The organism is Kitasatospora sp. SUK 42 (genome assembly GCF_015776785.2).
In the GTDB taxonomy this organism is placed as follows: Bacteria; Actinomycetota; Actinomycetes; order Streptomycetales; family Streptomycetaceae; genus Kitasatospora.
The window spans coordinates 1,873,611-1,893,428 of record NZ_LFMD02000002.1; the positions used below are offsets into that span (position 1 = coordinate 1,873,611).

Consider the following 19,818-nt stretch of genomic DNA (forward strand, 5'->3'; position numbering starts at 1 on the left):
GGTCTCGGGCTGTTCGCCTTCGGGACGGTTGTCGTCGACCACTGGTGGTCAGTTTCCTTTCACGCGGACTGGTACGTGCGGGGCCTGGGGTGCAGGCGTCACACGTCCAGGAAGCGGACGTCCTTGGCGTTGCGCTGGATGAAGGAGCGGCGGGCCTCGACGTCCTCGCCCATCAGCACGGAGAACAGCTCGTCGGCGCGGGCGGCGTCCTCCAGGGTGACCTGGAGCAGCAGCCGGTGCTCGGCGTCCATGGTGGTGACCCGCAGTTCCTCGGCGTTCATCTCGCCGAGACCCTTGAAGCGCTGGATCGCGTCGTCCTTGGGCAGCCGGCGCCCGGCCTCGACCCCGGCGGCGATCAGGGCGTCGCGCTCGCGGTCGGAGTAGGCGTACTCGAAGTCGTCCTTGCCCCACTTGATCTTGTACAGCGGGGGCATGGCGAGGTAGACGTACCCGGCCTCGACCAGCGGCCGCATGAAGCGGAACAGCAGGGTCAGCAGCAGGGTGCGGATGTGCTGACCGTCGACGTCGGCGTCGGCCATCAGGACGATCTTGTGGTACCGCAGCTTGGACTCGTCGTAGTCCTCCTGGATGCCGCAGCCGAAGGCCGAGATCAGCGCCTGGACCTCGGTGTTCTGCAGCACCTTGTCGATCCGGGCCTTCTCGACGTTCAGGATCTTGCCGCGGATCGGCAGGATGGCCTGGGTGCGGGGGTCGCGGCCCTGCTTGGCCGAGCCGCCCGCGGAGTCACCCTCGACGATGAAGATCTCGCACTCGGACGGGTCCTTGGACTGGCAGTCGGACAGCTTGCCCGGCAGCGAGGCGGACTCCAGCAGGCCCTTGCGGCGGGTGAGGTCGCGGGCCTTGCGGGCGGCGACGCGCGCGGTGGCGGCCTGGATGGACTTGCGGATGATGTCCGAGGCCTCGTTGGGGTTGCGGTCCAGCCAGTCGGCGAGGTGCTCGTTGACGACCTTCTGGACGAAGGTCTTCGCCTCGGTGTTGCCGAGCTTGTCCTTGGTCTGGCCCTCGAACTGCGGCTCGCCGAGCTTGACCGAGATGATCGCGGTCAGGCCCTCGCGGATGTCCTCGCCGGAGAGGTTGTCGTCCTTCTCGCGGAGCAGCTTCTTGTCCCGCGCGTAGCGGTTGACCAGGCCGGTCAGCGCGGCGCGGAAGCCCTCCTCGTGGGTACCGCCGCCGTGGGTGTGGATGGTGTTGGCGAAGCTGTAGACCCCCTCGGTGTAGGAGGAGTTCCACTGCATCGCGATCTCCACCGAGATCGCCTTGTCCTTGTCCTCCGCCTCGAAGTCGATCACCGAGGGGTGGATGACCTCGCCCTTGCGGGAGTTGAGGTGGGCGACGAAGTCGGCGATGCCGCCGTCGTACTTGTACGTGACGGAGAGCGGCTTGCCCTCCTCGTCCACGTGCTCGGGGCGCTCGTCGGTCAGCGAGATCGACAGGCCCTTGTTGAGGAAGGCCATCTCCTGGAAGCGCCGGGAGAGGGTCTCGAAGGAGTAGACCGTGGTCTCGAAGATCTCGGGGTCGGCCCAGAAGGTCACCGTGGTGCCGGTGCGGTCGGTCTCCGCGCCCTTGGCCAGGGGGGCGGTCGGCGCGCCCATCTTGTAGTCCTGGGTCCAGATGTGGCCGTCCTTGTGGATCTCCACCGAGAGCCGGGTGGACAGCGCGTTCACCACCGAGACGCCGACGCCGTGCAGACCGCCGGAGACGGCGTAGCCGCCGCCGCCGAACTTGCCGCCCGCGTGCAGGACGGTGAGCACGACCTCGACGGCGGGCTTGTCCTGGCCGGGGACGATGTCCACCGGGATGCCCCGGCCGTCGTCGACGCAGCGGATGGCGCCGTCGGCCAGGATCGTGACGTCGATGGTGGTGGCGTACCCGGCCATCGCCTCGTCGACGGAGTTGTCCACGACCTCCTGCACCAGGTGGTGCAGGCCGCGCTCGCCGGTGGAACCGATGTACATGCCGGGGCGCTTGCGGACGGCGTCGAGGCCTTCCAGCACCTGGATGTTGCTACCGGTGTAGGAAGCCTGGTCGGTCTGGTCTGGGGTCTGGCTGGGGTTGCCGGAATCGGCCACGAAGCGCCCTCTCTGGCACAGCACGGGCCGCATTCCCTCCCCGTGCGGGCGGGCGTGCGACCACGGCGTTACGACTCGGTTGCCACTAGCAACAGTGTTTGGCTCTCAGTCTACCGGTACGACTGACATAGATGGGCGTTTGGCAGCCCTTGAAGGCAGATATGCCGCCCTGAATCCCCTCTGCACATGTCCCGATACTCGACAGGGGGGCTCGGAGCGCCTGGAAGGGCCGTCAGGGGTTCCGGAAGATCGCCATCCGATCCCGGGCCGGGCCGGCCGGGTCAGCCCCAGGTGTCGCCGGGGCCCTTGCTCCCCGGCGCGCGCAGCCGGCCGTAGCCGCGGGCGGGCGCGGCTGGGCCGAGCACCTTGATGGTCCTGACCGTGCCGTGGCCCAGCTCGTGGTTCAGACGTGCCACCAACTGCCGTGCCAACCAGCGCAGTTGAGTGGCCCAGGCGGTGGAGTCGCACTGCACGGTCAGGACCGCGGCGGCCTCGTCGTAGGAGGAGGGGTGGCAGTGGGCGGCGATGTCAGGGCCGACGATCTGCGGCCAGCGGCCCATCACCCCGCCGACCGCGGCCGAGGACTCCCAGCCGCGCTCGGTCAGCAGCCGGTTCAGCGCCGCCCCCAGCGGGACCGGATCACGGCCGTCCGAGCGGGCCCCGCTGCGCAGACCGTGCCGCCGCGCCTCGCGCTTCTGCTGGACCTGCTCCCCGCGCTGACGGGCCTGGGCGCGGGCGGCCCGCAGGGCGGACCGGGCGAGGTCGGCGCCGGTGGGCGCGGGAGCGCCGGGGTCCGCGGTGCGGGAGGAGTTCTCCGCCGACTCGCTCACGGCGATCTCCTTTCCCCAGCCTGTGGACAACCCGATGAGCCGTCCAGCCTACGGGAGCGCACGGACGCCGGACGGCGGCACCTGCCCGCGCCGCGGGCCGTGCCGGTGGTGGAGGTACGAAGGATCAGGCGTCGATGCGCTGGACCGCGCCGTCGGAGACCGCGAACCGGGCGCCGACCAGCGCCTTCGGCACGTCCTCGGCCACCGCCGCGGTCACCAGCACCTGCTCGCCGTGGGCGACCAGCTCGGCCAGCCGGTCCCGGCGGGCGGCGTCCAGCTCGGCGAAGACGTCGTCCAGGATCAGCACCGGCTCACCGCCGTCCGCGCGCAGCAGCTCGTACGAGGCCAGCCGCAGCGCGAGCGCGAACGACCAGGACTCGCCGTGGCTGGCGTAGCCCTTGGCGGGCAGCGGGCCGAGCCTGAGCACCAGCTCGTCGCGGTGCGGGCCGACCAGCGTGATCCCGCGCTCGACCTCCTGCTTGCGGACCGTCTGCAGCGCGCCCAGCAGCTGCTCCTCGGCCTGCTCGCGGCTGGTCGGCAGCTCGCCCTCGAAGGAGCTGCGGTACTCCAGGGCGGTCTCGCCGCCGCCGGGGGCCAGCTGCCCGTAGGCGGCCGTCACCAGCGGCTGCAGGGCGGCCACCAGCTGGATCCGGAAGGCCGTCAACTCGGCGCCGGCCCGCGCCAGGTGGCCGTCCCAGACCTCCAGGGTGGACAGGTCGGCGCCCTTGCCGCCGCCGGCCCGGCGGGCCATGGCGGCGGTCTTCAGCAGGGCGTTGCGCTGCTTGAGGACCCGCTCGTAGTCCTGCCGGACCCCGGCCAGCCGGGGCGCGCGGGCGGTCAGCAGCTCGTCCAGGAAGCGCCGGCGCTCGCCCGGGTCGCCCTTGACCAGGCTGAGGTCCTCGGGGGCGAACAGCACGGTGCGCAGCAGGCCCAGCACGTCGCGCGGGCGGACGTTGTCGGAGCGGTTGATCCGGGCCCGGTTGGCCTTGCCCGGGGTCAGCTCCAGCTCGACCAGGGTGGAGCGGCCGCGGTCCACCACCGAGGTGCGGATGACCGCCCGCTCGGCGCCCAGCCGGATCAGCGGGGCGTCCGTGGCGACCCGGTGGCTGCCCAGGGTGGCGACGTAGCCGATCGCCTCGACCAGGTTGGTCTTGCCCTGGCCGTTGGGGCCCACGAAGGCCGTCACGCCCGGGTCGAGGGGAACCTCGGCCCGGGCGTACGACCGGAAGTCGGCGAGCGACAGGTGCGCGACGTGCATGGCTGTGGACTGCGCCCGCCTTCTTGTGGAGAACCTGCTGGTTACTTGGACTCGACCGCGTGGCCGCCGAACTGGTTGCGCAGCGCGGCGATCATCTTCATCTGCGGCGAGTCCTCCTGGCGGGAGGCGAAGCGGGCGAACAGCGAGGCGGTGATCGCCGGCAGCGGCACGGCGTGGTCGATCGCGGCCTCGACGGTCCAGCGGCCCTCACCGGAGTCGGCGGCCCAGCCGCGCAGCTTATCCAGGTGCTCGTCGTCGTCCAGGGCGCGGACGGCCAGGTCCAGCAGCCAGGAGCGGATGACCGTGCCCTCCTGCCAGCTGCGGAAGACCTCGCGCACGTCGGTGACCTCGGGGGCGGCCTCCAGCAGCTCCCAGCCCTCGGCGAAGGCCTGCATCATCGCGTACTCGATGCCGTTGTGGACCATCTTGGCGAAGTGCCCGGCGCCCACCGCGCCCGCGTGCACCGAGCCGAAGTCGCCCTCCGGCTTGAGGGCGTCGAAGACCGGCTGGGCCTTGGCGACGTGCTCGGCGTCGCCGCCGTACATCAGCGCGTAGCCGTTCTCCAGGCCCCAGACGCCGCCGGAGACACCGCAGTCGACGAAGCCGATGCCCTTGGCGGCCAGCGTCTCGGCGTGCTTGATGTCGTCGGTCCAGCGGGAGTTGCCGCCGTCGACCACGACGTCACCGGGGGAGAGCAGTTCCGCGAGCTCGTCGACGGTCGCCTGGGTGGCGGCACCGGCCGGAACCATCACCCAGACCACGCGCGGGCCCTGGAGCTTGGTGACGAGCTCCTGCAGGCTCTCGACGTCGGAGATCTCCGGGTTGCGGTCGTAGCCGACGACGGTGTGGCCGGCGCGGCGGATCCGCTCGCGCATGTTGCCGCCCATCTTGCCGAGACCGATGAGGCCGAGCTCCATGACCAAATCCTTACTGTGGGGCGTTGCCTGGCGGCGGCGCCGTTGCCGCACTCCCCGAGCCTACGCTTCCGGCGACGGCGGACTCCCGGTGGTCGGGCCGACCGGGGGGAGACGTCCACAGGCTGTGCACAGCGGGTGTGCACAGCCTGTGGGTGACGGAGCCGGTGGGCCCGACCGGAGAGCCGGTGTCGGCCGGGACCAGCCGGAATCAGCCGGAGAGGCGGACCGGCATGATCAGGTACTGGTACGCCTTGTCCTCCTCGGCGTCCACCGAGACCTTGCCGCTGAGCAGGGCCGGCTTGGTCGGGGTGGTGAAGCTCAGCTGGGCGAAGGGGGAGTCGATGGCCTTGAGGCCCTCCTCCAGGTAGCCCGGGTTGAAGGCGATCGAGATGGCGTCGCCCTCCAGGGAGGCCTCGATCCGCTCGGTGGCCTGGGCGTCGTCGCCCGAACCGGCTTCGAGGGTCAGCACGCCCTCCTCGAAGTTCAGACGGACCGGGGTGTTGCGCTCGGCGACCAGCGAGACGCGCTTGAGCGCCTCCAGGAAGGGCTGGGTCTGGATCGCCGCGATCGCGTTGAACTCGGTCGGGAAGAGGCTGCGGAACTTGGGGAACTCGCCCTCCAGCAGCCGGGTGGTGGTCCGGCGGCCGGCGCCCTCGAAACCGATCAGGCCCTCGCCGGCGCCGCCCGAGGAGAGCGCGATCGAGACGTTGTCGCCGCTGCCCAGGGACTTGGCGATGTCCTGCAGCGTCTTGGCGGGCACCAGGGCGACCGCGGAGATGTCCGACTGCTCGGGCTTCCACAGCAGCTCGCGGACGGCGAAGCGGTAGCGGTCGGTGGCGGCCAGGGTGATCCGGTCGCCCTCGATCTCGACCCGGACACCGGTCAGCACCGGCAGGGTGTCGTCCCGGCCGGCGGCGACCGCGGCCTGGCTGACGGCCGAGGCGAAGACGTCCCCGGAGACGGTGCCGGTGGCGGTCGGCATCTGAGGCAGTGCCGGGTACTCGTCCACGGGCAGGGTGGGGAGGGTGAAGCGGGAGCTGCCGCAGACCACGCTGACCCGCTGGCCGTCGGTGGAGATCTCCACAGGCCTGTTGGGAAGGTTGCGCGAGATGTCGTTGAGCAGTCGACCGGAGACCAGGACGGTGCCGGCCTCCTCGATGTCCGCCTCCAGCTCGACCCGGGCCGAGACCTCGTAGTCGAAGCCGGACAGCGCCAGGCTGCCGTCCTGTGCCGTCAGCAGCAGGCCGGCCAGCACCGGCACCGGCGGCCGTGCCGGGAGGCTGCGGGCAGCCCAGGCCACCGCCTCCGCGAGGACGTCACGCTCCACCCGGAACTTCACCGGTAACCGCCTCCTGGATCGAGCGCTCCCGCTCGCACTCTGGTTCGTCTGGTCTTGATCGTCGGTTCCGCTGTCCACCGAGCTCTGCCACTCCGCTTCCAGCTGCCAAGGACAGTCTGACGTACTCCGCCGACAGACGGGGCAGACGGGCGGAAGCAAGCCGAACAGATGTCGGGGAGCGGTTGTCCACAGATTTCGGGCCCACCCACTTTGAAAGCAGGCTCACGGTCTATCTGTGTAGCGGTAGTAGTAGGGCCTGTGGAAACCGTGGATAACCCCGTTTCCGCAGGTCAGGGCCCGATTTTTGTCCACAGAGGGTGTGGACGGCGGCTGTGGACGGGCAGGCCGCGCTGTGGACAGCCGAGCGTTACCCACAGGGCACGCAGGGTATCCACAGGTTATCCCCAGGACTGTCCCCAGATCCGGGCCCGGTTATCCACGGGCGCCGGTCAACTTTTCGTGACGCCTTTCACACCAGGGTGTGAACGCCAGCTCACGGTTGTCGAACTGTGGATCACGCTGTGGACAACCTGGGGATAACCGACCTCACCCTGGGGACAACCGGTGGATAACCCGGACGGCCCACTGGGGACCCGTCAATTGTCCACACCCTGTGGATAACCGTTGTGCACAAGTCCACAGGCACCTGACCTGCGCGGAAGAGCGTAGCGGCGACGGGCCTGTGGACGAATTCTGGATAACTCCGGACTCCCCGGCCTGTGGACCGCGGGGAGGGGGCCTGTCCTGTGGACAACGGCCTCGCGCGCCCCCGGCTTTCGAATCACCGGTCAGTTGTTCGGCGCGGGCTGTGGACTGGTGGAACGTCCGTCGACGCCATCCCTGCCCAGCCGCCGCGCCGCACACACCTGTGGATGTGCCAAAAGGGCGTCAGGATCGCTCCTGACGCCCTTCGGAGGCCGGCCGGGGCCCGTGGACGGGTGTGGACGGGTGTGGACGGGTGTGGAAAGCCCGTGGCGCGCCTAGCTCTTGATGCGGTTGGTGAGCTCGGTGACCTGGTTGTAGATGGAGCGCCGTTCGGCCATCAGCGAGCGGATCTTGCGGTCCGCGTGCATCACCGTGGTGTGGTCGCGGCCGCCGAACTGCGCGCCGATCTTCGGCAGCGAGAGGTCGGTGAGCTCCCGGCACAGGTACATCGCGATCTGGCGGGCCGTCACCAGCACCCGGCTGCGCGAGGATCCGCAGAGGTCGTCCACACCCAGGCCGAAGTACGCGGCGGTCTGCTGCATGATGACCTGCGCGGTGATCTCCGGGCCGGCGTCCTCGTCCCCGCCCGGGATCAGGTCCTTGAGGACGATCCCGGCCAACTCCAGGTCCACCGGCGCCCGGTTGAGGTTGGCGAAGGCGGTGACCCGGATCAGCGCACCCTCCAACTCCCGGATGTTGCGGGTGATTCGGGACGCGATGAACTCCAACACGTCGGCGGGAGCGTTGAGTTGCTCCTGGATCGCCTTCTTGCGCAGGATCGCGATCCGGGTCTCCAGCTCCGGCGGGGTGACGTCGGTGATCAGCCCCCACTCGAAGCGGTTGCGCAGCCGGTCCTCCAGCGTGGTCAGCAGCTTGGGCGGCCGGTCCGAGGAGAGGACGATCTGCTTGTTCGCGTTGTGCAGGGTGTTGAAGGTGTGGAAGAACTCCTCCTGCGTGGACTCCTTGCTCGCGAGGAACTGGATGTCGTCCACGAGCAGGATGTCCATGTCCCGGTAGCGGCGGCGGAAGGTGTCCGCCTTGCCGTCCCGGATCGAGTTGATGAACTCGTTGGTGAACTCCTCCGAGGACACGTAGCGCACCCGGGTGCCCGGGAAGAGGCTGCGCGAGTAGTGCCCGATGGCGTGCAGCAGGTGGGTCTTGCCCAGCCCGGACTCGCCGTAGATGAAGAGCGGGTTGTACGCCTTGGCCGGGGCCTCGGCGACGGCCACCGCCGCCGCGTGCGCGAAGCGGTTGCTGGCGCCGATGACGAAGGTGTCGAACAGGTACTTGGGGTTCAGCCGGGCGGCCGGTTCGTCCTTGCGCGAGCCGCCGGCCGGGGGAGCGCCGGGCGGGGCGGGGACGCCGGGTACGGCGGGGCGCTCGGCGGCGGCCTTCTCGGCCGGGCGGCCGCCGGCGGGCCGGGAGCCGTGCGAGCGGCGGCCGGCGCCGGTGCGGGGCTGCTCGTTCGGGCCGGGGCCGTACGCGCCGCCGAAGAGGTCGCCCTGGGTGGTCGAGGGAGGGCTGGGCAGCGGCCGGGGCGCCGGGCGGGGCTCGGGCTCCTCGGGCTCGCGGTAGGGCGCCTGCGGCTCCTGGTAGCCGGACCAGGGCTGGGCCGGCTGGCCGCCGTACGGCGCGGGGCGCTGCTCGTAGCCGCCGGTGTCGTAACCGCCGGTGTCGTAGCGGGGGCGCTCGTAGTCCTGCCCGTACGGCTGCTGCTGGTAGTCCTGGTCGCCGTAGTCTCCGGAGTCCTCCTCGGACGGGCCGGGGTAGGGCTCGACGGGGGCCTGGGCGGCGGGCGCGGGGGTGGTCGGCGCGGCGTTGGCGTCGACCATCACGGCGATCCGGACCGGGCGGTTGAGCTCACGGCTGAGGGCGTCGGTCAGCTGCGGCAGCAGCCGGCCCTCCAGCACCTGCTTGGCCCGCTCGTTGGGGGTCGCCAGCAGGGCGGTGTCGTGCATCATCCACATCGGTTGGGTGCGCTGCACCCACTGCTTGTCCATCTCCCCGATATCGGGGTCGTTGACCAGCCGGTCGACGACTCTCGCCCAGACCGGGACGAGGTCGCTGTTGACATCAGCCACTGGTGCACGCTTTCCAAGAACAAACCAGACAAGTCCTGCAACGGTAGTCACCGAACAGGGACGGATCAAGTCGTTGTCCACAGGCTGTGGGTAAGGGGCTCCGTGAACGGCTGGTTTGACCCTCGCGCCCCGTCCCGCGTACCGTAACCAGGTCGAGTTGTCGATGGCCGCTGCCGCATGTCCGCGGGTCCGCCCGCTCCATAAGGCGCGCAGCACGGGCGCCGTGGATTGCCTCAGACCCCAGCCGAACTGGGGCGATGGGCCGGATTTCCGAAATCAGGGGAGATCACGCGGACGCACGGTGACGGCCAAGCGACCCCCCGTCATCCTACGATTCACCTCAGGAGCCCCCGAGTGAGCAAGCGCACCTTCCAGCCGAACAACCGTCGTCGCGCGAAGACCCACGGCTTCCGGCTGCGTATGCGTACCCGCGCCGGCCGCGCCATCCTGGCTGCCCGCCGTGGCAAGGGCCGCGCCAGCCTGTCCGCCTGATCCACGCCAGAGTCTGTTGTGCTGCCCTCCGAGAATCGGCTGCGGCGGCGCCAGGACTTCGCGACCGCGGTGAAACGCGGTCGCCGGGCCGGCCGGCCCCTTCTGGTCGTCCATCTCAGCAGAGACGGTGACCCGCAGGGGCAGACCGACCGGACCAGCGACTCCCGCCCGCACGTCGCCGAGGGGACTCCTTCGGCGCGTGCGGGTTTCGTCGTGAGCAAGGCCGTTGGCCCGGCGGTCGTTCGCAATCTGGTCAAGCGCCGGTTGCGCCATCTCATCCGTGATCGTCTGTCCAGGCTGCCCGCCGGTAGCCTGATAGTGGTGCGTGCGCTGCCCCAGGCCGCCACCGCCTCGTACCAGGAGCTCGAACGCGACCTGGACGCGGCGCTGAAACGGTTGCTGAGGGCCGAGCCCGCCGCCACGGCGCCGACGGGAGCAGGGCGATGAAGTACCTGCTGATGGGTCTGATCAGGGTTTACCAGTGGACCATCAGCCCACTGCTCGGTCCGGTCTGCCGTTATTACCCCTCCTGCTCGCACTACGGCTACGAGGCCGTGAAGGTGCACGGGGCGGTCAAGGGCGGCGGACTGACCGTGTGGCGCATCCTGCGCTGCAATCCGTGGACGCCCGGCGGGGTCGATCATGTCCCGCCGCGCAAGCATCCGGTGTGGCACCGGCGGTTGCGCGACTGGCTGAGCAGCCGGTCCGCCATCGGCGAGCCGGTGACCGCCACCCCCGCCGGTCCGGACCCCGAGGGCCCGGCGACCATTGGCCCCGAGCGGCCAATCCACCTGTCCAAGGAGCCTGACCGGTGACCTTCGGTTTTCTGAGTCCCCTGTACACCGCGGTGTCCTGGATCATCGTCCAGTTCCACTCGCTGTACAGCCATATCTTCAACCCGGACGGCGGTTGGGCCTGGGGCCTGGCCATCGCCTCGATGGTGGTCGTCATCCGGATCTGCCTGATCCCGCTCTTCGTGAAGCAGATCAAGGCGACCCGGGCCATGCAGGCGATCCAGCCGAAGATGAAGGCCATCCAGGAGCGCTACAAGAACGATCGCCAGCGCCAGTCCGAAGAGATGATGAAGCTGTACAAGGAGGCGGGTACCAACCCGTTCTCCAGCTGCCTTCCCATCATCGTGCAGGCGCCGTTCTTCACCGCCCTCTACGGTGTGCTCGCCAAGGTCGCCAAGGGCCAGGACATCGGCGTCATCCACGGTGACCTGCTGGTGAGCGCCGGCAAGGCGCACATCTTCGGCGCCCCGCTGTCCGCGACCTTCGTCAGCAGCAGCGAGACCAGCGTCAAGATCGTCACCGCGGTGATGATCGTCATGATGTCGCTGTCGCAGTTCGTCACCCAGCGCCAGCTGATGACCAAGAACGTCGACCTCACGGTGAAGACGCCGTTCATGCAGCAGCAGAAGATGCTGATGTACGTCTTCCCGGTCATGTTCGCCGTGATGGGCATCAACTTCCCGGTCGGTGTCCTGGTCTACTGGCTGACCACCAACGTCTGGTCGATGGGCCAGCAGCTGGTCGTCATCCACAACAACCCGACCCCGGGCAGCAAGGCCTTCCAGGAGCGGCAGGACCGGCTGAAGAAGGCCGGCCGACTGCGTCCGGACGGCACCGAGATCAAGGGCGCGCTCTGGGGCATGCTGCCTCCGTCGAAGGCGGCCCTCGACGCCGAGGCCTCCGCGGTCGCCACGGTCGAGGAGTCGGTGCAGGCGCGCCGCCAGCAGCCCCGCCGGCAGACCAAGGCCCAGCGCCAGCACGGTGGTGCCACGCAGCCGCAGACCGCCGAGCCGGACGAGGTGACCCCGGTGGAGCAGCCCGCCGACACCGCCCCGTCCGATACCGCCCCGTCCGAGCCCGCCGCGAAGCCGGCCGAGGCCAAGCAGGGCGCGGCCAAGCCCGGCGGCACCAAGCAGGGCACCCGGCAGCAGCCCAAGCGCGGTGGCGGCCAGCGGCCGAAGAGGAAGTCCTGACCGGCCCCCGGCCTGTTGCGGCAGCCCCGAAGAGCTTCGTTCCCGGCCCGCCAGACGGGCCCAACTCCGAAGGAGTCCATCAGTGACGGAAGGCACCACCTCCGCCGTCGAGGCCGAGGCCGCCGCCAGCGCCGACGAGAGCCTCATCGCCCGCCTGGAGCAGGAGGGCGACATCGCGGCGGACTACCTGGAGGGTCTGCTCGACATCGCGGACCTCGACGGTGACATCGACATGGACGTCGAGGGCGACCGTGCCCTGGTCTCCATCGTCAGCGACGGCAACGACCGCGCGCTGCAGCGCCTGGTCGGCCAGGACGGCGAGGTGCTGGAGGCCCTGCAGGAGCTGACCCGGTTGGCCGTCCACCGGGAGACCGGCGAGCGCAGCCGTCTCATGCTGGACATTGCCGGCTTCCGGGCCCGCAAGCGCTCCGAGCTGGCCGCGCTGGGTGCCAAGGCCGCGGAGCAGGCCAAGAGCACCGGCGAGCAGGTCAAGCTGCGGCCGATGACGCCCTTCGAGCGCAAGGTCGTGCACGACGCGGTCGCGGCCGCCGGTCTGCGCAGCGAGTCCGAGGGCGAGGAGCCCCAGCGGTGCGTGGTCGTGCTCCCGGCCTGAGGCCGGCAGCACGATGACCGGCCACCACGGTGGCCGGTGAGCTTCACCGGACGCGACCCCGTCCGCCTCGTGCGGGCGGGGTCGTCGTCCCTTCCGCGGGGCCGGGCCCCGGCGGGGGACGTTTCACGTGAAACAGTGGGTTGAGCGGGTCGGTGGATCCGGGGATCGGAGAGGTCGAGATGGACACGGAGAGCGCGGCCGCCGGCCGTCCGGGGGCGGACGTGAACCCGGCCGGTGAGGAGCTGGCGACCGAAGCGCCCGGGGCACCTGAGGCACCCGAACCGGACGTGCCGGCCGAGGCGCCGGCCGCCGCCCGGGAGGTCTTCGGCGACCGCTTCGACGCCGCCGTCCGCTACACCGAGCTGCTGGCCACCGCGGGCGTCCGGCGCGGGCTGATCGGCCCGCGCGAGGTGCCCCGGCTGTGGGACCGCCACGTCCTCAACTGCGCGGTGCTGGCCGAGCTGCTGCCGGCCGACTCCACCCTGTGCGACGTCGGCTCCGGCGCCGGCCTGCCCGGTATCCCGGTGGCGCTGGCCCGGCCGGACGTCTCGGTGACCCTGCTGGAGCCGCTGCTGCGGCGGACCACCTTCCTGGAGGAGGTCGTCCGGGAGCTGGGGCTGGAGAACGTCACGGTGCTGCGCGGCCGCGCCGAGGAGATGGTCGGCAAGCTCGCGGTGGACGTGGTGACCGCCCGGGCGGTGGCGCCGCTGGAGCGGCTGGCCGGCTGGGGGATGCCGCTGCTGCGTCCGCACGGGCAGATGCTGGCGCTCAAGGGCGACAGCGCCGAGCAGGAGCTGGCCGACTCCCGGGCCGGGCTGGCCAAGCTGGGCGCGGTCGAGTGGTCCGTGATCTCGGTCGGCGAGGGCACCCTGGAGACCTCGACCCGGGTGGTCCAGGTCAAGGCGGGGGAGAGCCCGGGCGGGGTGAAGGCCGCGACCCGGCGGGCCAAGATGGCCCGGGCCGACCGCAACGCGAACGCCCGCGGCGGCGAGCGGGGCCGGGGCGGACGGCGCCGCGGTCGCTGAGGCCTTCGGGGCCTGTCCGGGGGTGACGCCGGACACGTACGGGAACGGGCGGTCGGCCCTCCGGGAACGGGGGAGCCGACCGCCCGTCGTCTTCCAGGTGACGGTCCGGCCGACGTCGGAACACCGGAGTGTCGCAACGTCAGATTTCCGGCATAGCGGGCATGGTGTTTCACGTGAAACGTCGCTCCTTGCTCTCAGGCATCCTTCGCCGTGACCGGGCGGCGACTGTTGCCGCTCAGGTTTCACGTGAAACACTGACCCCCATGCAGGACTCGGAGACCATCGACCAGATCGATGACACGCCCATTGCACGGGCTGCCCAGGCTGCGGTTCGGGCGATCGGCCGAGCGGGGGAGGGCCTGCCCCGGCCCGCCGCCACCCGGGTGATCGTGGTCGCCAACCAGAAGGGCGGGGTGGGCAAGACCACCACCACCGTGAACATGGCCGCCTCGCTCGCCATGCACGGACTGCGCGTCCTGGTGGTCGACCTCGACCCGCAGGGCAACGCCTCCACCGCCCTCGGCATCGACCACCACGCCGAGGTGCCGTCCATCTACGACGTCCTGGTCGAGGGCAAGCCCATGGCCGACGTGGTTCAGCCGGTCGTGGACGTCGAGGGGCTGTTCTGCGTCCCCGCCACCATCGACCTGGCCGGCGCCGAGATCGAGCTGGTCTCGCTGGTGGCCCGGGAGAGCCGGCTGCAGCGCGCCATCGCCGCCTACGAGCAGCCGCTGGACTACGTCCTGATCGACTGTCCGCCCTCGCTGGGCCTGCTGACGGTCAACGCCCTGGTGGCTGGTCAGGAGGTGCTGATCCCGATCCAGTGCGAGTACTACGCGCTGGAGGGCCTCGGCCAGCTGCTGCGCAACGTCGAGCTGGTGCGCGCGCACCTCAACCCCGCGCTGCACGTCTCGACCATCCTGCTCACCATGTACGACGCCCGGACCCGGCTGGCCGCCCAGGTCGCCGAGGAGGTCCGGACCCACTTCCAGCAGGAGGTGCTGAGCACGGCGATCCCGCGCTCGGTACGCATCTCGGAGGCGCCCAGCTACGGGCAGACGGTGCTCACCTACGACCCGGGTTCGACCGGGGCGCTCTCGTACCTGGAGGCCGCCCGCGAGCTCGCGCTGCGCGCGGTGGTCCAGGGCGGTTCGCTGGTGGGCCAGCAACGGGGCGGACAACAGGGGTACGGAGCCCCGGTGGCACAGCACGGTACGACGGAGGGCAATCGGTGAGTGGTCGCAGGGGTCTGGGACGAGGGCTTGAGGCGCTGATCCGCCCTGCCGCGCCGGTGGACGGCGGGGTGGCGGCAGAGCCCGCGAAGGCCGCGCCCGCACCGGCCTCGGTGGTGGCGACCGGGACGACAGCGCCGGCCTCGGTGCCGACGCTGCCGACCGGCCGTGGGACGGTGGCGGCCAGGGCCGCCGCGGAGAAGCAGGCCGAGCGGTCGCTGTCGGCGCCGGTGGCCGGTGCCTTCTTCGCCGAGCTGCCGTTGGACGCGATCACCCCCAACCCGCGCCAGCCGCGCGAGGTGTTCGACGAGGACAAGCTGGTCGAGCTGGTCAACTCCATCAAGGAGGTCGGACTGCTCCAGCCGATCGTGGTCCGCCAGGTCGGAGCCGAGCGCTTCGAGCTGATCATGGGGGAGCGCCGCTGGCGGGCCTCCCGGGAGGCCGGGCTGGAGCGGATCCCCGCGATCGTCCGGGCCACCGAGGACGACAAGCTGCTGCTGGACGCCCTCCTGGAGAACCTGCACCGGGCCGAGCTGAACCCGCTGGAGGAGGCCGCCGCCTACGACCAGCTGCTGCGGGACTTCTCCTGCACCCACGAGGAGCTGGCGGACCGGATCGGCCGCTCGCGCACGCACGTCTCCAACACCCTGCGGCTGATGAAGCTGCCGGCGTCGGTCCAGCGCCGGCTGGTGGCCGGGACGCTGATGGCCGGACACGCGCGGGCGCTGCTCGGGATCCAGAACGCCCAGGTCCAGGAACAGCTGGCCGCGCGGATCATCGCCGAAAGCCTCTCGGTGCGCAGCGTCGAGGAGATCGTCATGCTGATGCGTCCGGAGGAGGAGAAGAAGCCCAAGCGCCAGGCGCCGAAGGCGGGCAAGCTGAACTCCCCGGCCTTCAACGACCTGGCGAGCCGGCTGTCGGACCGCTTCGACACCCGGGTCAAGGTCGAGGTGTCGCAGCGCGCGGGCAAGCTGGGCAAGGGCAAGGTGGTGCTGGAGTTCGGTTCGGTGGAGGACCTGAACCGGATCCTGGACAGCATGGCTCCGGGCGAGGACGGTCTGCGGCTGTCGCAGGGCTGAGCCCGGTTGAGCCGAGGGCGACGACCCGATGGGTGCATGTTCCGCGTGAGCGCTGTTTCACGTGAAACATGCACCCATCGGCGTTCGTGGGGGAATGCTCGACCGTGAGAGGGAGGAGGAGGTACGGGTCATGGGACGCCGGATCGCTCCGCTGACGCTGGACAACCTTGAGGACCTGCCGACGGGCTGCCGCTCCTGTGTGTTCTGGGAGTTGGACCCGGTCAGTGCGAAGGAGGCGGTGGAGTCCGGGAAGCCGGAGCTGGAGAAGGAGGGGTGGATCTCCGCGGTGCTGCTGGAGTGGGGGTCCTGCGGCCGGATCGCGTACGTGGACGACCAGCCCGCGGGCTTCGTGCTCTACGCGCCGCCCGCCTACGTCCCCCGCTCGCAGTCCTTCCCGACCAGCCCGGTCTCGGCGGACGCCGTTCAGCTGATGGTCAGCCGGGTGCTGCCGGGCTACCAGCGGCAGGGGCTCGGGCGGGTGCTGGTGCAGGCGGTGGCCAAGGACCTGCTCGGGCGCGGGGTGCGGGCGGTCGAGGCCTTCGGCTCGGTCGGCCCGACGCCGACCAGCTGCGTGCTGCCGGCCGATCACCTGCTCGCGGTCGGCTTCAAGACCGTACGGCCGCACCACCGGTACCCGCGGCTGCGGTTGGAGGCGCGCACCACGCTGTCCTGGCGCGGGGACGTGGAGGGCGCGCTGGAGCGGCTGCTCGGCGGGCGCAAGGAGCCGGCGCTGCGTCCGTTCTAGCTGCGTCCGTTCCAGGCGCGCCCCCCGGAGAGGACGACGGCGGCGGGGCTCCCCGGTGTGGGGAGCCCCGCCGCCGTTCGGTCGGTGACCGGGGGACCTAGATCAGGCCGTCCAGCTCGCGCAGCAGCGCGGCCTTCGGACGGGCACCGGTGATGGACTTCACCGGCTGGCCGCCCTTGTAGAGGATCAGGGTCGGGATCGAGATGACGTTGTACTCGGCGGCGGTCTGCTGGTTGGCGTCCACGTCGAGCTTGGCGATGGTCAGCTTGTCGCCGTGCTCGGCCGCGATCTCCTCCAGGATCGGGGCGACCTGGCGGCACGGGCCGCACCAGGTGGCCCAGAAGTCGACCAGTACGGGCTTCTCGCTGTCCAGGACGTCGGCCTTGAACGTCGCGTCGGTGACGGTGGTGGTGGCGCCGGCCACGGGAACTCCTCGGGTTCGGACGGAGGGGGCTGCTGCCAGGAGAACAACGGGCGGGCCCGTTCTGTTTCTGCCTGGCCGGGGGCGGGGGCGTTTCACGTGGAACACCCCCGCCGGGGGTCGGTCGGTGGCGCGGGGGGTCAGACCGCCACGGCGGCGGCCTTGGCCTCCAGGTCGTCCAGCGCGGCCAGGTAGCGCTCGGCGTCCAGCGCGGCGGAGCAGCCGGTGCCGGAGGCGGTGATGGCCTGGCGGTAGGTGTGGTCCACGACGTCGCCGGCGCCGAACACGCCCTCGACGTTGGTCCGGGTCGAGGGGGCGTCGACCTTGAGGTAGCCCTCGGCGTCGAGGTCCAGCTGGCCCTTGAAGAGGTCGGTGCGCGGGTCGTGGCCGATCGCGATGAACAGGCCGGTGACGGCCAGCTCGCGGGTCTCGCCGGTGGTGGTGTCGCGCAGGGTGACGCCGGTCAGCTTCGGGTCGCCGTGGATGGCCTCGACCGCGCTGTCCCACTCGAAGCGGATCTTCGGGTCGGCGAAGGCGCGCTCCTGCATCGCCTTGGAGGCGCGCAGGGTGTCCCGGCGGTGGATGATCGTGACGCTGCGGGCGAAGCGGGAGAGGAAGGTCGCCTCCTCCAGGGCCGTGTCGCCGCCGCCGACCACCGCGATGTCCTGGTCGCGGAAGAAGAAGCCGTCGCAGGTCGCGCACCAGGAGACGCCGCGGCCGGAGAGCTTGTCCTCGTTCGGCAGGCCGAGCTTGCGGTGCTGGGAGCCGGTGGTGACGATCACGGCGCGGGCCTTGTGCACGTTGCCCTCGGAGTCGGTGACGGTCTTGATGTCACCGGTGAGGTCGACCGCGACGATGTCGTCCGGAACCAGCTCGGCGCCGAAGCGCTCGGCCTGGGCCCGCATGTTGTCCATCAGCTCGGGGCCCATGATGCCGTCCCGGAAGCCCGGGAAGTTCTCGACCTCGGTGGTGTTCATCAGGGCGCCACCGGCGGTGACGGCACCTTCGAAGACCAGCGGCTTGAGGGAGGCACGGGCCGTGTAGAGCGCAGCCGTGTACCCGGCCGGGCCGGAGCCGATGATGATCACGTTACGGACGTCGCTCACTGCTTCTCCTGGTTCGCATCGCGACCCGCGTTTGCTGCGGGGAGGGCGGTCCTGCTCCGCCGCCCGGGACAACGACTGACCAGTCTCCCGCATTCCCAGGCGGATCAGTACCAGGTGCCCGAAGTTCGGGAGCGTCGTGGCGTCCTGGTCGTCGATCGCATGGGAACGGGCCCGCTCAGTGGCTCGGGACGGTCCGGTGCAGGAGGACCGGGCCGCAGTCGACGGGACGCAGGTAGACGTCCACGTGGTCGGGACGGCCGGGGGCGGGGAAGACCAGGACCTCGACCGGGGTGCCCCGGTAGCTGCCCCGGTCGGTGGCCAGCGGGGTGCCCGGGGCGGGGGCCCGGCAGTCGCCGGAGGAGGGGACGGGGCCGGAGGGCGAGGGCTCGGCCGCGGAGGGCGCGGAGAGCTCCGGCCGGGCGCCCTCGGCGGGCTGGGCGCCGCCGGACGCGGCGGGACCGGTGGCCCGCAGCCCGGGCTCGGCGCCGGAGCGGGCGAGCAGCTGCTGGATCTGCGCGGCGAGCCGGTCGTCCTGGTAGACGGTGCCCGGGGTGCCGGGGAGGCTCTGCGGGGTGGGCACGCCCGCCGGGGCGACGGCGGCCGTGGCGCTCCTGGAGGAGTCGGAGGGGTGCAGCAGCAGGGCCCCGCCGAGGCCGAGCGCGGCCAGTGCGGCGGCCGCGCCGAGCAGCAGGGCGAACCGTCGGCGGCGGGGGCGGGGCCGACCGGGGCCGGTGGCCGCGGTGGGGCGGGCCGGGGGTGCGGAGGCGGGCCCGGAGGGCGTGGAAGGCCCCGCGGCGGCCCGTACCGCCGTTGCCGGGGCAGGGGCCTCGGCGGTGGCGTCCGTACGGCGGTCCGCGGCCGCCTCGGCCAGCGCGGCGTCCAGCCGGACGGCGACGTCGGCGGGCATCGGCTCGGGCTCGACGGAGCCGAGCAGCGCCCGCACCTCGTCCAGCGCGTCGGCGGTCTCCCGGCACTCGGCGCAGCCGTCCAGGTGCCGGTGCAGTGCCTCGGCGGCCTCGGCGGACTCGACCAGGCCCTCACCGAGGTCGGCGAGCTCCTCGACGGAGGGGTGGGCGTCGGCGGGTTCGGGGGAGGAGAGGTGGGCGGTCATCGCGTGCTCGCGTCTCCTTCCAGCATCGTCCGGCCGGTGGTCGGGCCCGTCCCTGTGACGGTACGCGGGCCCGTCGGGTTCCCCTGGGTGTTCCGGAGCGGCGGCGGGGCCGTGCCGGGAGTGCCGGGTGCGCCGGGCCCGGGTGCGCCGCGGTCCGGTGCGCCGGGGCCCGGTGTTTCACGTGAAACATCCTGTTCCCGCAGGTGCCGGACCAGCGGCAGCAGCCGGGCTCGGCCGCGCGCGCAGCGGCTCTTCACGGTGCCCACCGGGACGCCCAGCAGCTCGGCCGCCTCGGCGACCGGGTAGCCCTGCATGTCGACCAGGACCAGCGCGGCCCGCTGTTCGGCGGGCAGCTCGGCGAGCGCCGCGGTCAGCTCGCGCCGCACCTCGGCCCGCACCACCGGGGAGTCGGCCGGCTCGGCCGCGCCGACCAGGATGTCCAGCCGTTGTGGGTCCTCGTCCAGCGGGGTGGTGCGGCGGGTGGCGCTGCGCCGGGCGCGGTCCAGGCAGGCGTTGACCACGATCCGGTGCAGCCAGGTGGTGACCGCCGAGCGCCCCTGGAAGCCGGCGGCGGCGCGGAAGGCGGAGACCAGGGCGTCCTGGAGGGCGTCGGCGGCCTCCTCGCGGTCGCCCAGGGTGCGCAGGGCGACCGCCCAGAGCCGGTCGCGGTGGCGGTTCACCAGCAGCCCGAAGGCCTCCGGGTCGCCGGCGACGTGCCGGGAGAGCAGCGTCGCGTCGTCGTCCGCCACTGTCACCCCTCGGCCCCCTGCCGTCGTGTCCGGTGCGC

Annotated in this window: 19 protein-coding genes; 9 read left to right on the forward strand and 10 right to left on the reverse strand. The window is 71.5% G+C overall.

Annotated features, from left to right (window positions below; all coding sequences use genetic code 11):
* Positions 1–98 precede the first annotated feature (98 nt).
* From gyrB to dnaA, 6 genes are all read right to left on the reverse strand, one after another.
* Entirely contained in the window at positions 99–2,114 is a 2,016-nt protein-coding gene (gyrB, locus tag RZ50_RS08150; protein ID WP_196951179.1) for a DNA topoisomerase (ATP-hydrolyzing) subunit B, read from the reverse strand.
* Between the two features lie 257 nt (positions 2,115–2,371).
* Positions 2,372–2,920, reverse strand: a complete 549-nt coding sequence (locus RZ50_RS08155) for a DUF721 domain-containing protein (protein ID WP_196951180.1) — start codon at positions 2,918–2,920, stop codon at positions 2,372–2,374.
* Positions 2,921–3,044: 124 nt separating this feature from the next.
* Entirely contained in the window at positions 3,045–4,178 is a 1,134-nt protein-coding gene (gene recF / locus RZ50_RS08160; RefSeq protein WP_196951181.1) for a DNA replication/repair protein RecF, read from the reverse strand.
* Between the two features lie 41 nt (positions 4,179–4,219).
* A complete protein-coding gene (gene gnd / locus RZ50_RS08165) occupies positions 4,220–5,095 on the reverse strand; it encodes a phosphogluconate dehydrogenase (NAD(+)-dependent, decarboxylating) (RefSeq protein WP_196951182.1) in 876 nt (291 codons plus the stop codon).
* Positions 5,096–5,303: 208 nt separating this feature from the next.
* Positions 5,304–6,434: a DNA polymerase III subunit beta gene (dnaN, locus tag RZ50_RS08170; protein ID WP_196951183.1), complete on the reverse strand. Its 1,131-nt coding sequence runs from the start codon at positions 6,432–6,434 to the stop codon at positions 5,304–5,306.
* Between the two features lie 980 nt (positions 6,435–7,414).
* Entirely contained in the window at positions 7,415–9,220 is a 1,806-nt protein-coding gene (dnaA, locus tag RZ50_RS08175) for a chromosomal replication initiator protein DnaA (protein WP_217680305.1), read from the reverse strand.
* Positions 9,221–9,574: 354 nt separating this feature from the next.
* On the opposite strand from dnaA, the gene rpmH reads away from it, so the two are divergent.
* From rpmH to RZ50_RS08220, 9 genes are all read left to right on the forward strand, one after another.
* Positions 9,575–9,712, forward strand: coding sequence for a 50S ribosomal protein L34 (rpmH, locus tag RZ50_RS08180; RefSeq protein WP_030059672.1), 138 nt, complete (start codon positions 9,575–9,577; stop codon positions 9,710–9,712).
* Between the two features lie 18 nt (positions 9,713–9,730).
* On the forward strand, positions 9,731–10,159 hold the full coding sequence (rnpA, locus tag RZ50_RS08185; RefSeq protein WP_196949548.1) for a ribonuclease P protein component: 429 nt from the start codon (positions 9,731–9,733) through the stop codon (positions 10,157–10,159).
* Positions 10,156–10,527, forward strand: coding sequence for a membrane protein insertion efficiency factor YidD (gene yidD, locus RZ50_RS08190; RefSeq protein ID WP_254802030.1), 372 nt, complete (start codon positions 10,156–10,158; stop codon positions 10,525–10,527). Before rnpA ends, yidD begins: the two co-directional genes overlap by 4 nt.
* Positions 10,524–11,699, forward strand: a complete 1,176-nt coding sequence (gene yidC, locus RZ50_RS08195; RefSeq protein WP_196949547.1) for a membrane protein insertase YidC — start codon at positions 10,524–10,526, stop codon at positions 11,697–11,699. Before yidD ends, yidC begins: the two co-directional genes overlap by 4 nt.
* Positions 11,700–11,781: 82 nt before the next feature.
* Complete coding sequence (locus tag RZ50_RS08200; RefSeq protein WP_196949546.1) at positions 11,782–12,312, forward strand: R3H domain-containing nucleic acid-binding protein; 531 nt, start codon at positions 11,782–11,784, stop codon at positions 12,310–12,312.
* Positions 12,313–12,491: 179 nt separating this feature from the next.
* A complete protein-coding gene (gene rsmG, locus RZ50_RS08205; protein WP_196949545.1) occupies positions 12,492–13,337 on the forward strand; it encodes a 16S rRNA (guanine(527)-N(7))-methyltransferase RsmG in 846 nt (281 codons plus the stop codon).
* Between the two features lie 290 nt (positions 13,338–13,627).
* Positions 13,628–14,572: a ParA family protein gene (locus tag RZ50_RS08210; RefSeq protein ID WP_308271570.1), complete on the forward strand. Its 945-nt coding sequence runs from the start codon at positions 13,628–13,630 to the stop codon at positions 14,570–14,572.
* The gene (locus RZ50_RS08215) at positions 14,569–15,648 is read left to right on the forward strand and encodes a ParB/RepB/Spo0J family partition protein (protein ID WP_196949543.1); all 1,080 of its coding nucleotides are present in this window, start codon (positions 14,569–14,571) and stop codon (positions 15,646–15,648) included. The genes RZ50_RS08210 and RZ50_RS08215 overlap by 4 nt, the downstream gene beginning before the upstream one ends.
* A 130-nt stretch (positions 15,649–15,778) precedes the next feature.
* A complete protein-coding gene (locus RZ50_RS08220) occupies positions 15,779–16,393 on the forward strand; it encodes a GNAT family N-acetyltransferase (protein ID WP_217680307.1) in 615 nt (204 codons plus the stop codon).
* Between the two features lie 97 nt (positions 16,394–16,490).
* On the opposite strand, the gene trxA is transcribed toward RZ50_RS08220, so the two are convergent.
* The 4 genes from trxA to sigM form a co-directional block, all read right to left on the reverse strand.
* Positions 16,491–16,817 carry a thioredoxin gene (gene trxA / locus RZ50_RS08225; RefSeq protein WP_196949541.1) on the reverse strand — a complete coding sequence of 109 codons (327 nt, stop codon included), beginning with the start codon at positions 16,815–16,817 and terminating at the stop codon, positions 16,491–16,493.
* Between the two features lie 137 nt (positions 16,818–16,954).
* Positions 16,955–17,920 (reverse strand): thioredoxin-disulfide reductase, encoded by a 966-nt coding sequence (gene trxB / locus RZ50_RS08230; protein ID WP_217680309.1) that lies wholly within the window; start codon positions 17,918–17,920, stop codon positions 16,955–16,957.
* Positions 17,921–18,095: 175 nt separating this feature from the next.
* The gene (locus RZ50_RS08235) at positions 18,096–19,031 is read right to left on the reverse strand and encodes a hypothetical protein (RefSeq protein WP_196951195.1); all 936 of its coding nucleotides are present in this window, start codon (positions 19,029–19,031) and stop codon (positions 18,096–18,098) included.
* On the reverse strand, positions 19,028–19,786 hold the full coding sequence (gene sigM, locus RZ50_RS08240; RefSeq protein ID WP_308271531.1) for an RNA polymerase sigma factor SigM: 759 nt from the start codon (positions 19,784–19,786) through the stop codon (positions 19,028–19,030). Before sigM ends, RZ50_RS08235 begins: the two co-directional genes overlap by 4 nt.
* Positions 19,787–19,818 lie beyond the last annotated feature (32 nt).